We start from the raw sequence: 15,032 nt of genomic DNA, 5'->3' as shown, positions 1-15,032 counted from the left end.
CCACGGGGCTCACAACCAGTCGCGCGCCTTGAAGACCAGGTAGAGCCCGACGCTGCACACCACCACGATCGTCGTGCTGACCACGAAGCCCCAGGTCTGGTCCGACCCCGGATAGGGCACGTTCTGCCCGTAGAAGCCGGTGACGGCGGTCGGCACCGCGATGATCGCCGCCCAGCTCGTCACCTTCTTCATCACCTCGTTGAGCCGGTTGCTCTGCAGCGCGATCCGGGTGTCCAGCAGGTTGGCGATCAGGTCGCGCAGCCCGTCGGTCCACTCGGCGACCCGCAACGTGTGGTCGTAGACGTCCTGGAAGTAGGGCACCATCGGCTCGGCCACCAGCGGCAGGTCGCGGCGCATCAGGGTGTTGAGGACCTCCCGCATGGGCAGCGCGACGCGGCGCACCGCCACCAGGTTCTTGCGCAGCCGGAAGCTGCGGCGCTGCATCTCCTTGATGGGGGAGCCGTCGTCGAAGACCATGTCCTCGATGGCGTCGGCCTCGTCGTCCAGGTTCTGGACGGCCGCGAGCTGCCGGTCCACCACCAGGTCGAGCAGCCCGTACAGCAGCGGCACGGCGCTGACCTTCGAGTCCTCCAGCCAGGTCAGCTCGGGGCTGTCGTCCCAGCGCCGGATCAGCTCGTCCACGTCGAAGCCCTGATCCTGGCGGACGGTCACCAGCGCCTGCCGCGTCACGAACGCCGACACCTCGTGCATGACCAGCTCGCCGTCACTGATCTCGGGCACGTAGAGGTTGAGGAAGACGTAGTCGCGGTAGCGGTCCAGCTTGGCGCGCTCGTGCGCCGACACCGCGTCCTCCACCGCGACCGGGTCGAGCTTCAGCTCGTCGGAGATGACGTGCAGGTCGTGGTGGTCGGGCGCGCACAGGTCCAGCCACACCACCGTGCCGTCCTGGTCGAGGTAGTCGCTGAGGTCGGCGACGGGGAAACCCTCGGCCTCGACCTCCCCGTGCCGCCACACCCGGGTGCGCGGCGGCACCGCGCCGATCCGGTTGTCGGGGTGGGCCTCGCGGTCGGTCTCGGACGGAATCTTCCCCATGGGGTCCCTGTACCCGGGGAAAGTGATCTAGGACCTGTCTCAAAGGCCTCAGCCGTCGCGCGAGTGACTAACTGGCCCGGCGGGGCGAAGCCGAAGGCGAGCCCCGCCGGGCCAGATCGCGAAGCGATGTGGCACTCGCCAAGGCACGGTCAGGGGGCGAGCCGCCAGGCGAGTCCCCTGGGCCGGGACTTTGAAACACTGTCTAGACCGCCGCCGCCGTGGAGCCGCGCACCACCAGGCGGCCCGGCAACGACCGCGACGGCGGCCGCCCGCCGCCCAGCAGCTCCAGCAGCGCCGCCATGCCCTGCGCGCCCAGCTCCTCGGCCGGGAGCCGGACGGTGGTCAGCTCCGGCTCCAGCGCGGTGGCGAGCAGCACGTCGTCCATGCCGGTGACCGACAGGTCGCCGGGGACGTCCAGGCCGCGCGCCCGCGCCGCCTTGTAGGCCCCGGCGGCGAGCATGTCGTCGTCGCAGACCAGCGCGGTCGGCCGCTCGTGCGCGTCCAGCAGCCGCCCCGCGGCGTCCTTGGCGGCGGCGATGTCGATCGAGGTGACGGCGCGGGTCAGCGCGCCGCCGGGCAGCGCGGCGACCCCGGCGGCCAGCGCCGCGCCGCGCACCTGGAAGGTCCACTGGTCGGGCTCGGCGGCCACGTGCCCGATGCGGCGGTGCCCGAGCGCGCCCAGGTGGGCGGCGATGGCGCGCATCCCGTCGGCGACGGCGAAGTTGACGGTGGTCTCGGCGCCCGCCGGGTCGCTGTCGAGCATCACCACCGGCGTGCCCGGGAACCCGGCCAGCACCTCGCGCGGCATGGAGGAGGCGAGGATGCCGTCGATCGCCTCGCGCGACGCGGCGAACGGGCTGTCGGCGGGCCCGGCGTCGTCCGGCCACGGGTACACCACCAGCCCGAACCCGTGCCGCGCCGCGACCCGGGCCGCGCCCGCGTGCACCGAGCCGAAGAACGGGGCGATCAGCGTCGGGACCATCAGCATGACCGTGCGGGTGGTGCCCATCCGCAGGTTCCGGGCGGCCGGATTCGGCCGGTAGCCGAGCCGCTCGGCGGCGTCGTGCACGGCGGCGGCGGTGGCGGGGGAGACACGGCCCGGCCACTTGCCGCCCAGCACCAGCGACACCGTGGACTGCGACACCCCGGCCGCCTGGGCCACGTCCCGGCTCGTGGGGCGACTGGTGGCGGGCACGACAACAAACTAGAACACCCCGGGCCTGGCATGGTACGTATGACGCGACAAGTAATACGTATGACTGGCCATGAACGGGGAGCATCGCGATGCGCGCCTATGTCGAGTTCCTGCGCCTGCGGCACGCCGGGCGGCTGCTCGGCGGCACGCTGCTGGGCCGCCTGCCCAACGGCATGGGGATGCTCGCGATCGTCCTGCACGTCCGCGCCGAGGGCGGCGGCTACCCGCTGGCCGGGACGCTGGCGGCGGTGTTCGGGCTGGCGATGGCGGCCGGGCAGCCGGTGCTCGGCCGCGCCATGGACCGGCTCGGCCAGCCGCGCGTGCTGCTCCCGTCGGCGCTGCTGTCGGGGCTGGGCTTCGTGCTGCTGGCGGTCGTCGGCGCGGACCCGCTGCCGGTCGCGGTCGTGGCGGTGGTGCTGGCGGGGTTCGCCACGCCGCCGCTGGAGGCCGGGCTGCGCGCGTTGTGGCCCGCCGTGCTGCCCGACCAGGCGCGGCTGAAGGCGGCCTACGCGCTGGACGCGGCTGCGCAGGAGATCCTGTTCACCGTCGGCCCGCTGCTGGTGGTCGCGGCCGCCGCGATCAACCCCGAGACGGCGCTGCTGCTCACCGGCGCGCTCGGCGTCGCCGGGACGCTCGTCGTCACCACCGCCGCGCCCTCGCGCGCCTGGCGCGGCGAGCCGCGCGCCGCCGACTGGGCGGGCCCGCTGCGTTCGCCCGGCCTGCGCGTGCTGCTGCTGTCGCTGCTGTTCGCGGGCGTCGCGCTGGGCGTGTACGCGGTGGCCGTGGTCGCCTACGCCGAACGCCTGGACAACGAGGCCGCGTCGGGCCTGCTGCTGGCCGCGATGTCGGGCGGCGCGCTGGTCGGGGGCCTGGTCTACGGCGCGCGCCCGTGGTCGGGGGCCGAGCATCGCCGCCTGCCCTGGCTGCTGGTCGCGCTGGCGGCCGGGTACCTGCCGCTGATGTGGGCGCCGGGGCTGCCGATCATGCTGGTGCTGGCGTTCGTCAGCGGGATCTTCCTGGCCCCGGTGCTGGCGTGCAGCTTCTCGCTGGTGGACCACCTCGCGCCGGTGGGCACCGTCACCGAGGCGTTCGCGTGGATCGTGGCGGCGGTGGGCGCGGGCGGCTCGCTCGGCTCGTTCGTCTCCGGCGTCGGGCAGGACGTGGCGGGCGTGCCGGGCGCGTTCGCCGGGGCGGGCGCGGGCGGGGTGCTCGCGCTGCTGGTGTGCCTGCTGGGCGCGCGGACCCTGCGACCCCGGTCGGCGGACGTGGCGGCGCCCGCTACAGTGGCGGTATGAACGGGCGGGGGGTATCGCGGAGCGCGGCCCTCCTGCTGCTCGGACTCGGGCTGTTCGCGGGGCTGTTCGCGATGCACGGCATCACCGCGACGCCGTCTCCGACGCATGTCTCCGGGCCCGCCCTCGCCGTTGCGCACGCCGCCCCTCTTCATGGGGAGCCGCAGCAGGCCGCGATGACCTCGCCCATGGACATGGCCGGGCACGACTCCGGCTGCATGGCGGGCATGGTCTGCTTCGCGTTCCTGGCCGGGGCGCTGCTGCTCGCCTTCGCGGCCTGGCGCGTCGTCGAACTGCTGCCGGTTCCCACCGGCTCGGTCTGGGGACGGGTGATCCCGCGCGGACCGCCGCGCACCCGCCCGCCCAGCATCTACCAACTCTCCGTGATGCGGCTGTAGGAGGCCGACGACCGGACGCCCGCACGCGGCGTCGGGTCTCTTCGGCACGCCTTCAGACCACGGCAAGGAGACGAACGATGAACAAGCGCATTCTGGCGATCGCGGCGACGGTCCTGCTCGGCACGGCGGCCTGCGGCGGGAACGACGACAAGGCGGACGGCGGCATGCCCGGCCACGACATGCCCTCCAGCGCCGCTCCCAGCGCGACGGCCAAGCAGAACGCGCAGGACGTGATGTTCGCGCAGATGATGATCCCGCACCACCGCCAGGCGGTGGAGATGTCCAAGGTCGTCGCCGCCGGATCGGCCGACGCCGAGGTGAAGCGGCTCGCCGCGCAGATCGAGCGCGCCCAGGGCCCCGAGATCGAGACCATGAGCGGCTGGTTGCGACAGTGGGACGAGCCGGTGCCCGCCGAGGGCGCCGAGCAGCCCGCGATGAGCCACCACGGCGGCGGCATGGCCGGGATGATGACGCCCGAGCAGATGGCCGGGTTCAAGAAACTCAAGGGCAAGGCGCTGGACCGGCGCTTCCTCACCATGATGATCGAGCACCACGAGGGCGCGGTCACCATGGCGCAGGAGGAGCAGGCCAAGGGCTCCTACCCGGCCGCCAAGACGATGGCCGGTGAGATCGTCCGCACCCAGCAGGACGAGATCGCCGCCATGAAGAAGATGTTGCGCGGCTAGACGAACGACGGGCGCGGCGGGCCCCACCGGTCCGCCGCGCCCGTTCCGTCCGTCATGTCCTTCAAATCCAGGACGAGAACCACATGCGGTCGTGCCAGGAGCCGTACGGCAGGACGTCGGCCGTCAGGATCGGGTAGAAGTACGCGAAGTTGACCAGCACCACCAGCAGGAACGCGCCCGCCAGCGCCGCCCCGGCCACCCGCCGCGCCCCCGGGCCCACGGCCGGCGCCTGCTCGGCCGCGCCGGTGACGTCCAGGTGCGCACCGCTCCGTTGCCGCGCCGGGCCGATCAGGTAGCCCAGCACCAGCACCACCGCCAGCACCAGGAACGGGATCATCGGCGTCGCGTAGAACAGGAACATCGTGCGGTGGCCGAACGCCGACGGGAACCACGACAACCAGCCCGCCGCGAACCCCAGCAGGATCGCGCCCGCCCGCCAGTCGCGCAGCACCAGCCACAGGCCCGCCAGCACGACCAGCGCCAGCAGCCCGCCCCACCACAACGCCGGGGTGCCGATGCCGAGGATCTCGCTGGAGCAGCGCCCGCCGCCGCAGGCGTTCTTGGGCTCGGTGTAGTAGAACGCCACCGGCCGCCGCAACACCGGCCAGTCCCACGGCCAGGACTGGTAGGGGTGCTTGGAGTCCAGGCCGGTGTGGAAGTTGAGCATCTCGGCGTGGTACTTCCACAACTTGGGCATCGCCTCGAAGGGCCGCGCCAGCCAGTTGCCCGACACCTCGCCGCGCCCCCAGCCGCCCGGCCGGAAGATCCACCCGGACCAGGACACGAGGTAGGTGATCGCGGCGACCACCACGAGCTGCACGAACGCCGGGACCGCCTCGAACAGCAGGGTGCCGGTGAACGGCTTGGGCACCGCCGCCGCGCGCCGCGCGCCGTAGTCCCACAACACCACCATCAGCCCGAACGCGGCGATGTAGAAGATCCCGGTCCACTTGGTGGCGCAGGCGAGGCCCAGGCAGATCCCGGCCGCCCAGCGCCAGGAGTGCGCGAGGAAGGGGCCGTAGGAGGAGACGGTGCCGCGCTCCAGATCCTGGTCGAGCCTGTCGGCGAGCTGCCGCCGGGACCGGTCGCGGTCGGCGACGATGCACGCGAACCCGGCCAGCACCCAGAACATGACGAACACGTCCAGCAGCGCGGTGCGGCTGGTGACGAACGCCAGCCCGTCCACCGCCAGCAGCAGCCCGGCGGCGCAGCCCAGCAGCGTCGAACCGGTCATCCGGCGCGCCACCCGGCACAGGATCAGCACCGCGAGCGTGCCCGCCAGCGCGGGCATGAACCGCCACCCGAACGGCGTCGCGCCGAACAGCTGCTCGCCGATCGCGATCATCCACTTGCCGCCGGGCGGGTGCGCCACGAACGACGCGCCGTCGGCCCAGATGTCGGCCTTCGGGTCGGCGACCAGGAGCTTGTCGGCGTCCTTGACGGTGTTGTGCTCCCAGCCGTACTTCAGCAGCGCGAGCGCGTCCTTGGCGTAGTAGGTCTCGTCGAAGACCACCGCCTTGGGCGTCGCCAGCCCGGTGAACCGCAGGACCCCGGCGAACACCGTGACCAGCAGCGGGCCCAGCCAGCCGAGCAGCGCGCCGCCCGGGACCGGCGGGGCGAGCCACTCGCGCAGGGTGGGCGGGCGCGATCGTCGTTCGGAGGCCGTCGCCGGCGCGAAATCCGTCATCGCCATCCCGCCATCGTACGGGCGCGCCGGTCCGCCGTCGGGCCGGTGCCGGGCGCGCCGCGACGCACCCGGTGGCCCGGCGCGGTGCCCGGCGGCGCGAGAATGGAGCGGTGACGGGCAACGGGACGCAAGAGCAGGCGGCGGATCGCGCGGCGGCCGGGACGGGCACGCTGCTGCTCGGCGCGGCGCCGATCGGGCGGCCGGACGACGCCTCGCCGCGGCTGCGCGCCGCGCTGGCGGAAACGCCGATCATCGCGGCCGAGGACACCCGGCGGCTGCGGCGCCTCACCTCCGACCTCGGTGTGGAGCCGGTCGCGCGGGTGGTGTCGTACTACGACCAGAACGAGAAGGCGCGCGCCGAGGAGCTGCTGGGCGAGCTGCTGGCCGGGCGCGACGTGCTGGTGATCACCGACGCGGGCATGCCGGGCGTGTCCGACCCCGGCTACCGGCTGGTCGTGGCGGCGGTCGCGGCCGGGGTGCCGGTCAGCGTGCTGCCCGGCCCGTCGGCGGTGACGACCGCGCTGATCGTGTCGGGGCTGCCCACCGACCGCTTCACCTTCGAGGGCTTCCCGCCGCGCAAGCAGGGCGAGCGCGCCCGGCGGCTGGCCGAGCTGGCGGCCGAGCCGCGCACGATGGTGTTCTTCGAGGCCCCGCACCGGCTGGCCGCGACGCTCGGCGCGATGGCCGAGGCGTTCGGCGCCGACCGGCCCGCGGCGGTCTGCCGCGAGCTGACCAAGACCTACGAGGAGGTCCGGCGCGGCCCGCTCGGCGAGCTGGCGGCGTGGGCCGAGGAGGGCGTGCGCGGCGAGATCACGGTGGTGGTCGGCGGCGCGCCCGCGCCCGAGGGCCTGTCGGACCCGGCCGACCTGGCCGCCGCCGTCGCCGCCCGGGAGGCCGCGGGGACGCCGCGCAAGCAGGCCATCACCGAGATCGCCAAGGAGAACGGCCTGCCCAAGCGGGTCGTCTACGACGCGGTGGTGGCCGCGAGGGCATAGTCCTCTGGCCGACGCACTCCAACCGGGCCGAACCGGGGAACACCTAGGGGTGACGGCGCGCGCGAGCCCCTGGGGGCCGGAGCGCGGGGTGGCGTTCACCGAGGGGGTGAGGGCCGTGCGGGACGCATGGTCGAGCCACGAGATCTGGATCTACGAGTGCGGGTGTTGCGGGACGAGCTGGGACGAGGAGTTCGACGTCCGGCACACCGCCGACGGCCACGGCGGTGAGGCGGTGGTGTACGAGCACGACGGCTGCCGCTGCATGACGCCGTGGCTCGACCACCCCTGCCGGGAGTGCTCCAGCGGCAACGTCAAGGCGTTCGCCGCGCCGTGGCGGCGGCGGGCGGCGGTGCCGCCGGTCGCGAAGGAGGACGCGCTGGAACTGGTGTTCCGGCTGCGCCGCCTGCACGCCTGGTAGCGGCGTCCGGCCGGCGACGCGTCCGGCTGATGGCGCGTCCGGCTGGCGATGCGTCAGGCCAGTAACGCGTCAGGCCAGCAACGCGTACGGCTGACGACGCGTACGGCTCGGCGCGTCAGGCCGACAACGCGTCGGCCGACCGGACGCCCCGCGCGCACGGCGCGGCGCGGTACGGCGTGGCGGGCCCGGCGGGGGTCAACCGGCGGCGATCTCCGGGACCTTCTTCTTCGGAGCGTCGCCGGACGGCGCCGGGCCCGGCTCGTCCACGCCCCTGCCGACGCCACCGCGCCGCAGGCGGACGCGCGCGGCGGGGGAGAAGGCCAGCGCCGCCGCGATGCACGCCAGCGGGACGCTCGGCAGCACGTACCGGTAGTCGAACTCGGCGGTCGCCGCCGGGGCCAGCAGCAGCCCGGTGGCCAGGCACCACGGCAGGAACGCCGCGCCGCCGAACCGCCGCCACATCACCGCCATGCCCGCCAATCCCACCAGCAGGATGACGCCGACCAGGCTGCCGCGCAGGTAGACGTGGTCCTGGTAACCCCTGATGATCCCCGCGAACGGCTCGACGACCTTGGTGCGCGCCCGCCCCTGCTCGTAGGCGACGGCCTCCTGCGCGGCGGTGTAGTCGCTGTCCATCCGCCACTCGGGCAGCGCGTTGGACCGCTCGCCGAACTCGTACTGCGCGTAGGTCGCCGGGTCGGGGAACACCGTGCGCTTCCACTGGAAGACCCGGAAGAAGTCGTGCCCGACGACCCGGACGTAGTCGTCGGGCTGGGACAGGATCGCGCGCTTGGCGAAGTCGTTGGCGATCCCGTTCAGCTCGGGGTTGAAGCGCTTGCCGGTGTAGCGGTTGAGCGGCGAGGCGGCGTTCCAGATGCCGTCCTGGGAGTTGGGCTGGCGGCTGCCGCCGACCTCGGTGCACAGCGGCATCTCGCGGACCGGCAGGTCCTTCATCTTGTGGCAGTCGGCGAACTTGTAGACCCGCGCGAACAGGAAGATCCCGTTGCTCTCGGTCATCGCGAACTTGTCGTTCTCGGCCTTGTACCAGCCCATGTAGGCGACCACCGGCAACATGCACGTCACCAGCAGCACCGCCATCGTCCGCCAGCCCGCGCGGCGGATCAGCAGGAAGACCAGCACGCCCAGCAGCACCGGCAGGCCCACCGAGCGGGTCAGCCAGGCCAGCCCGATGATCAGCCCGACCGCCGCGGCCACCTTCCAGGACGGCCGGTCGTGCCACAGCAGCAGGGTCACCGCGCCGACCACCAGGAAGGTGAACAGGGTGTCGGACAACACCAGGTGCTCCAGCTGGATCTGGTAGCCGTCCAGCAGCACCGGCGCGGCGGCCACCGCCGCGATCCAGCCGCGCACCCCGAACCGGCGGCGCAGCAGCGCGTAGATCATCAGCCCCATGCCCAGCCCCATCAGGTGCTGGACCGCGGCGACCAGGGCGAAGCTGTGCAGCGGGCGGAGCGCCAACAGCAGGAACGCGTAGCCGTCGGGCCGCAGCGGGTGCGGGTACGGCTTCATCGCCACGTGCAGGTAGTCGAAGCTGTCGTTGAAGAACATGACCGGCGTGTAGCCGACCATCGCGACGATCCGGAGCAACGCGCCTGTGACGAGGATCACAGAAAAAGTGCGGTTGCGGCGTGTCGCGGCCCAGAGTCGGGACGCCAGAACGCCCGCGCGCCCGCGCAGCGGAGACCGGCCCCCTGACGTGCGCTCGGGCGTCGTCTCGGCGGTCTCGACCGCCACCGGCTCCTCTAGCGCCACACCGGCGGCGGCGCCCTGTTCAGCGCGCGTCACAACTGCTGCCCCACCCTTTCCGGGCCGCGGTGCCCGTATGCTTGTCGTCCTAGCCTGCCGCTCGGAGCCGTGGCCGAGCGGGGCAACACGTTGCGAAACGGCAACACCGTTCGCCCCTCGCGAGCGCGGGGGTCATCCCGGGCGCTCTCGGTGAGAGCGGCACGCACCGCCCGTCCCCGGCAGGCATCATGAACGTCGACGGGCCGCCCAGCGGAACATGATGAGATTAGTTGAAAATACCGCAGACGGTCACCAGCGGTAATGAAGGAGATCGCGTGGAACTCTCCGTAGTGATGCCATGTCTCAACGAGGCCGAAACGGTCGAGACGTGCGTTCGCAAGACGATTCAGTTCTTCGAGGACGCCGGCATCGACGGCGAGGTCGTCATCGCCGACAACGGCAGCACCGACGGCAGCCAGCAGCTGGCCCGGGACGCCGGCGCACGGGTCGTGCCCGTCGTCGACAAAGGTTACGGCAACGCCCTCATCGGCGGCATCCGGGCCGCCCGGGGCAGGTACGTGGCGATGGGCGACGCCGACGACTCCTACGACTTCGCCACCCTGGGGCCGTTCCTGGACGACCTGCGCGACGGCGCCGACCTGGTGATGGGCAACCGGTTCGCGGGCGGCATCGCGCCCGGCGCCATGCCGCCGCTGCACCGCTACCTCGGCAACCCCGTGCTGAGCTTCGTCGGCCGGCTGTTCTTCGGCAGCAAGATCGGCGACTTCCACTGCGGGCTGCGCGCCTTCAACAAGGAATCGATCATGCGGCTGGGCCTCCAGACCGGCGGCATGGAGTTCGCCAGCGAGATGGTCGTCAAGGCCACCCTGGCCAAGTACGACATCCGCGAGCGCCCCACCACGCTGTCCCCCGACGGCCGCACCCGCGCCCCGCACCTCAACACCTGGCGCGACGGCTGGCGTCATCTGCGCTTCCTCATGCTCTACAGCCCCCGCTGGTTGTTCCTGATCCCGGGCCTGCTGTTTATGACGCTCGGACTGGTCGCCGGGATCGCGCTCGCGTTCGGCCCGGTGCGGGTCGGCGAGATCGCCTTCGACGTCGACACCCTGGTGGGCGCGGGCGCCGCGATGGTGATCGGCTTCCAGGCGGTGATCTTCGCCCTGCTCACCAAGGTCTACGCCATGCACGAGGGCTTCCTGCCGCCCGACAACCGCGTGCAGAACATCATGAACCGCTGGTGGAGCCTGGAGCGCGGCCTGGTGTTCGGCGGCCTGCTGGCGCTGGCCGGCGTGGTGGGCCTGGTGGCCTCGCTGCTGCACTGGCGGGTCAACAGCTTCGGCGAGCTCGACCCGCGCGAGTCGTTGCGCCTGGTGGTGCCGGCCGCGGTGGCGCTGATGATGAGCTTCCAGGCGATCTTCGCCTCGCTGTTCATCAGCATCCTGGGCATCCGCCGCCGCCAGCCGCCGCTGTCGGTGGACGCCGCCGACGAGGCCGCCGACGTGGTGGACGCCGCCGCCGACCAGGCCCGGCGCGAGCGCGAGAGCGCCGCCGCCGAGAAGGCCGCCGCCGAGAAGAAGGCCGAGAGCAGCACCACCGAGAGCTGACGGGCTCACGAATCCCTCCGACGGGCTCCCGCGCCAACGGCGCGGGAGCCCGTCGGCGTTCGGTCCCACGCCCGCTCCCACGTTCAGGCCCGCAACCGGTCCCACGTTCGGGCCCATGACCGGTCCCACGTTCATGCCCGCAACCGGTCCCACGACTGAGCCCGCGTTCGGGTTCACGACCGGGACCATGATCGGGTCCGTGATCGGGGCCTCGGCCAGGCCCACGACCGCGTCCATGCATTCCAGGCACACGATGTGCGAACATCCCGCACCTCGCCGGGTCGCGCACGGAGACGCGCCGACCGGAGCTCCGGCGTTCAGCGGCCGTCCAGGTTTTCCACAAGCCGCTGACCAGGGCGCCGGGGGCGAAATTCCTGTGGCAGGCTGATCGGGTCATGGTCTTTCACCCCGTACCCCCACGATGAGCGGCCCCCCGGCCCTGCACCCCGCCGTCGCCGACGCCGGACGGCCCGGCCAGGCCGACGACGGCGCGGCCCCCGCCCGCCCGTCGCGCCGCCGGTGGCGGCTGGCGCTCCTGCTGGGCTGGCTGGCGCAGGCGGCGGTGCGGCTGCTGCTGGCGACCGGCCAGACCATGCCGGTGGCGACGCCCGACGAGACCGGCTACCTGTTCGCGGCCCGGGTGCTGACCGGCGGGCCGGGCGCCGACATGTCCTACGGCACCGTCTACCGGGGCGGCTATCCGCTGCTGCTGACGCCCGCGTTCTGGCTGGCCGACGACCCGGCGGTCGTCTACCGGCTCGTCCAGGTCGAGAACGCCCTGGTCAGCGCGCTGATGTTGCCGCTGGCGTACGTGCTGCTGCGGCGCTGCGGGCTCGCGCGGCTTCCGGCGTTCCTGGGCGGCAACCTCACCGCCCTGCTGCCCGGCGTGGTGTTCTTCGCCGAGTTCGCGCTGACGGACGCGGTGCTGCCGGTGGTGGTGCTGGGGTGGTTGCTGCTGGCGCACTCCTGGCTCACCGCGCCGCGCGAGGCCGTGATCTCCCGCGTCACGCTGTACGGAGTGGGCGCGTCGGCGCTGGCGGCCTACGCCTACATGTGCCACACGCGCGGCGTGCTGCCGCTGGTGGTGCACGCCGGGCTGGTCGTGCTGGCGGCGGTGGCGCGCTGGCGGCCCTGGCGCGAGGCCACGGTGGTGGGCGCGGTGCTGGCGGGCGTCGCGCTGGCCGGGACGCGCCTCAACCACAGCCTGCTGTCGTCCCTCTACCCCTATGGCGACAACGACCTCAGCGGCAACCTGGTGCGGCGGGTGACCACCGCCGACGGCTGGGGCTGGACGCTGGGGCTGGGCTCGGGCCAGCTGTGGTACCAGCTCGCCGTCACCGGGGGCGTGGCCGGGATCGGCCTGCTCGCGCTGGTGGCGCTGGTGCTGCGGCGGGGCGTCCCCGGCCCGTCGAAGGCCATGGCGCTGGCCGTCCTGGCGGTGGCGGCGGGCATCGCGCTGGCCACATCGGCGGCGCTGCCGGACGAGTACCGCGTCGGCAACTACGTCTACGGCCGCTACCTGGCCTGCGTGACACCGGTGCTGTTCGCGTTGGGCCTCGCGGTGCTGCTGCGCGCCCGGCGGCGGACGGTGGCCTGGACGGCGGCGGGGTCGGCGGGCCTGCTGGTGGCGCTGGCCATGATCGTGGACCGCTACGCGGGGGACCGGCTGTCCCGCTACACCTTCACCCCCTACGACTTCCCCGAGACCTCGTTCCTGACCTGGGACTGGACCCGCTTCCGGCTGTGGCCCGCCACGCTCGCGGGGCTCGCGCTGCTGGCGGTCGTGGTGCTGGGCCGCCTGCTGCCCGGGGTCTCCCGGCGCGCCGGAGCGGCCGTGCTGACCTGCGTCTTCACCGTCACCTTCCTGGGCGCGACGGGCACGGCCAACGCCCGGATCGGCCGGCCGCTGGTGGCGGAGTTCAGCGCCGCCACCGACCTGCGCGGCGTCGCCGGTCCCACCACCACGCCGGTGGTCGCGGTCGACCGCAACATCTCCTGGCGGCTGCGGCTGCCGCTGTACTACTGGCTGGCCTGGGACGACGTGACCGACTTCGACGGCCGCGGCACGCCCCCGGACGCCGACCTGGTGATCGTCTACTGGGACGGCCGCACCCCGGTCAACGCGACCTGGCCGGGCGGCGCGCCCCCCGACCGGCAGGTGGTCGACAGCCGCGACTCGCCGAACGACGGCTGGGTGGCCTGGGGCCGTGACGGCTGATCCGGGCCGTCACCCGCCCTGGCCGGGAAGCTTGGCGGGCGGTTCCCACAACTCCAGGACGCCGTCGGAGGACCGCCACATCAGCCGCCATCCGGCCTTGCCGGGCTCCCAGCCCGCCAGGATCGGCGACTCGCTGCCCCGCCACTTGGTGAACAGCATGGGGCTGTCGTCCGGCGGCAGTTGCGGCATGTCGTGCGGGAAGTCGTTGATCTCGCCCTTCCACAGCGGCGTGCCCCACACGGTGCGGGTGTAGAAGGTCAGCGTCTGGCCCAGCCGCCGGTCCGCGCTGATCTTGCGGATGCCGTCGCCGCGGCCGTCGGCGAACCAGGCGCGCAGCTCGTTCCAGGCGGTGTCGCGCGGCAGGTCGGGCACGGCGCGGACGGCCGAGACGGTGTAGGCCGAGCCGAGCACGACCGCCAGCACGGCCAGCGACGCGGTGGGCAGCGCCAGCCCCGCCACCCGGCGTCCGGCGGGCAGCAGTTTCCGGGCCAGCAGGATCACCGCGCCGAACCCGCCCGCCAGCAGCGCCGGGAACACCGCGAACCAGTAGCGCGGCAGCCAGGCGCGCAGCGAGATGTCGTCGGGGTCCAGCACGCCCGACAGCAGGGTCAGCGGCACCGCCAGCATCCCGAACCACACCAGGCACAGGGCGAGCCGCCGGTCCCGGGTGACCAGCCAGCCCAGCAGCGTCAGCGCCAGCAGCGCCACGAACACCATGCCGAGCGGGTGCCAGTCGTGCATGGCGCGCAGGAAGGACCTGGCCGCGAGCTCCCGGGTCACATAGTCGCGGGACTTGCCTCCGTGGGTGGCCGCCGACCGCAGCCCGGCCAGCGGGTTGCCCCACACGATCGTGTTGTGGACCAGGTTGGCCGCCAGGATCGCCACCATGGGCAGGCCCACCAGCACGTTGCGCCGCCACGGGATGCGCAGGATCGCCAGGTAGAGCGGGATGGCGAGGAACAGGAACGCCAGGAACTCCCGCACCAGGAACGAGGCCCCCAGCAGGAGGCCCGCCGTCACCAGCAGCCGCGCCTGGGCGCGTCCGGCCCGCCGCGACGCCGCCACCAGCGCCGCCATCCCGAACGCGAACAGTCCCGCGCCCGGCATGTCCGGCAGCATGACCCCAGCCGACCAGGTGATCTCGTGCCCGAACGGGTTGGTCATCGTGAACAGCGGGTGCACGATCAGCAGCAGCGCCGCCAGCACGCCCGCCACGTCCCCGAACAACGACCGCACCACCAGGTGGCAGCCCACGAAGAACAACGCCCCGCCCAGCGCGGCGATCACGAAGTAGGCCGCCTGCCCCGGCCCCAGCACCTCCTGGAGCAGCCGGGCGGGCAGCACCAGCCCCAGCCGGGTGACCTGGTGCGGGACCTCGTTGAACGGCCAGGAGTCCAGCGGCACGTCAGGCCAGTCCCGGGCGCCCAGCCACACGTAGTAGGGGTCGAAGTACAGCGGCGGCACCATGATCACCCACTGGGCGAGCACGCCGCAGCCGGCCACCAGCGCCGACAACCACACCACCCGGCGGCGGGCGAACGCCGCCACCCGGGCGCGGCGGCCCGGCCCGTCCGGTCCGGCGCCGGGCGTCGTCCCCGCGGCCCCGCCGCGCGTCGTGCTCTGGACCATGCCCGCTTCGCTTCCTCCGCTTGCCCGACGCTCGTCCCAGGGGGCCGTGACCTCGCGCGCGACCCGGCAAGCAGGTTATCCACAGCTTGC

Annotated in this window: 12 protein-coding genes; 7 read left to right on the top strand and 5 right to left on the bottom strand. The window is 73.2% G+C overall.

Features of this window, described 5'->3' with window-relative positions; genetic code table 11:
- Window positions 1–9 precede the first annotated feature (9 nt).
- Both AH6_RS23755 and AH6_RS23750 read right to left on the bottom strand, forming a co-directional pair.
- Window positions 10–1,053, bottom strand: coding sequence for a magnesium transporter CorA family protein (locus AH6_RS23755; RefSeq protein ID WP_083983382.1), 1,044 nt, complete (start codon window positions 1,051–1,053; stop codon window positions 10–12).
- Window positions 1,054–1,255: 202 nt separating this feature from the next.
- Entirely contained in the window at window positions 1,256–2,248 is a 993-nt protein-coding gene (locus AH6_RS23750; RefSeq protein WP_067483508.1) for a LacI family DNA-binding transcriptional regulator, read from the bottom strand.
- A gap of 89 nt (window positions 2,249–2,337) precedes the next feature.
- Between AH6_RS23750 and AH6_RS23745 the strand changes: the two genes are divergently transcribed.
- The 3 genes from AH6_RS23745 (at window position 2,338) to AH6_RS23735 (ending at window position 4,624) form a co-directional block, all read left to right on the top strand.
- Window positions 2,338–3,543 (top strand): MFS transporter, encoded by a 1,206-nt coding sequence (locus tag AH6_RS23745; protein ID WP_067483506.1) that lies wholly within the window; start codon window positions 2,338–2,340, stop codon window positions 3,541–3,543.
- Window positions 3,540–3,938, top strand: coding sequence for a DUF6153 family protein (locus AH6_RS43975; protein WP_157431659.1), 399 nt, complete (start codon window positions 3,540–3,542; stop codon window positions 3,936–3,938). Before AH6_RS23745 ends, AH6_RS43975 begins: the two co-directional genes overlap by 4 nt.
- 77 nt (window positions 3,939–4,015) lie before the next feature.
- Entirely contained in the window at window positions 4,016–4,624 is a 609-nt protein-coding gene (locus tag AH6_RS23735; RefSeq protein WP_067483502.1) for a DUF305 domain-containing protein, read from the top strand.
- 61 nt (window positions 4,625–4,685) lie between these two features.
- Here the strand turns inward: AH6_RS23735 and AH6_RS23730 are convergent, their stop codons facing one another.
- Window positions 4,686–6,317, bottom strand: a complete 1,632-nt coding sequence (locus AH6_RS23730) for a dolichyl-phosphate-mannose--protein mannosyltransferase (RefSeq protein ID WP_067483500.1) — start codon at window positions 6,315–6,317, stop codon at window positions 4,686–4,688.
- Window positions 6,318–6,421: 104 nt separating this feature from the next.
- Here AH6_RS23730 and rsmI point away from each other — a divergent pair, with 104 nt between their 5' ends.
- Together rsmI and AH6_RS23720 are read left to right on the top strand one after the other, a co-directional pair.
- On the top strand, window positions 6,422–7,306 hold the full coding sequence (gene rsmI / locus AH6_RS23725; protein ID WP_083983381.1) for a 16S rRNA (cytidine(1402)-2'-O)-methyltransferase: 885 nt from the start codon (window positions 6,422–6,424) through the stop codon (window positions 7,304–7,306).
- 88 nt (window positions 7,307–7,394) lie between these two features.
- Window positions 7,395–7,724: a hypothetical protein gene (locus AH6_RS23720; protein WP_067483498.1), complete on the top strand. Its 330-nt coding sequence runs from the start codon at window positions 7,395–7,397 to the stop codon at window positions 7,722–7,724.
- Between the two features lie 195 nt (window positions 7,725–7,919).
- Here the strand turns inward: AH6_RS23720 and AH6_RS23715 are convergent, their stop codons facing one another.
- Complete coding sequence (locus AH6_RS23715; RefSeq protein ID WP_245679441.1) at window positions 7,920–9,530, bottom strand: phospholipid carrier-dependent glycosyltransferase; 1,611 nt, start codon at window positions 9,528–9,530, stop codon at window positions 7,920–7,922.
- Window positions 9,531–9,805: 275 nt separating this feature from the next.
- Here AH6_RS23715 and AH6_RS23710 point away from each other — a divergent pair, with 275 nt between their 5' ends.
- Window positions 9,806–11,095 (top strand): glycosyltransferase family 2 protein, encoded by a 1,290-nt coding sequence (locus AH6_RS23710; protein ID WP_067483496.1) that lies wholly within the window; start codon window positions 9,806–9,808, stop codon window positions 11,093–11,095.
- 421 nt (window positions 11,096–11,516) lie between these two features.
- The gene (locus tag AH6_RS23705) at window positions 11,517–13,313 is read left to right on the top strand and encodes a glycosyltransferase family protein (protein ID WP_067483494.1); all 1,797 of its coding nucleotides are present in this window, start codon (window positions 11,517–11,519) and stop codon (window positions 13,311–13,313) included.
- Window positions 13,314–13,322: 9 nt separating this feature from the next.
- Here the strand turns inward: AH6_RS23705 and AH6_RS23700 are convergent, their stop codons facing one another.
- Window positions 13,323–14,942, bottom strand: a complete 1,620-nt coding sequence (locus AH6_RS23700) for an ArnT family glycosyltransferase (protein ID WP_067483492.1) — start codon at window positions 14,940–14,942, stop codon at window positions 13,323–13,325.
- Window positions 14,943–15,032: the final 90 nt, after the last annotated feature.

The organism is Actinomadura hibisca NBRC 15177 (assembly GCF_001552635.1).
GTDB lineage: Bacteria > Actinomycetota > Actinomycetes > Streptosporangiales > Streptosporangiaceae > Spirillospora > Spirillospora hibisca.
The sequence above is the reverse complement of the archived record's forward strand: the minus strand, read 5'-3'. Positions and strand labels throughout refer to the sequence as shown.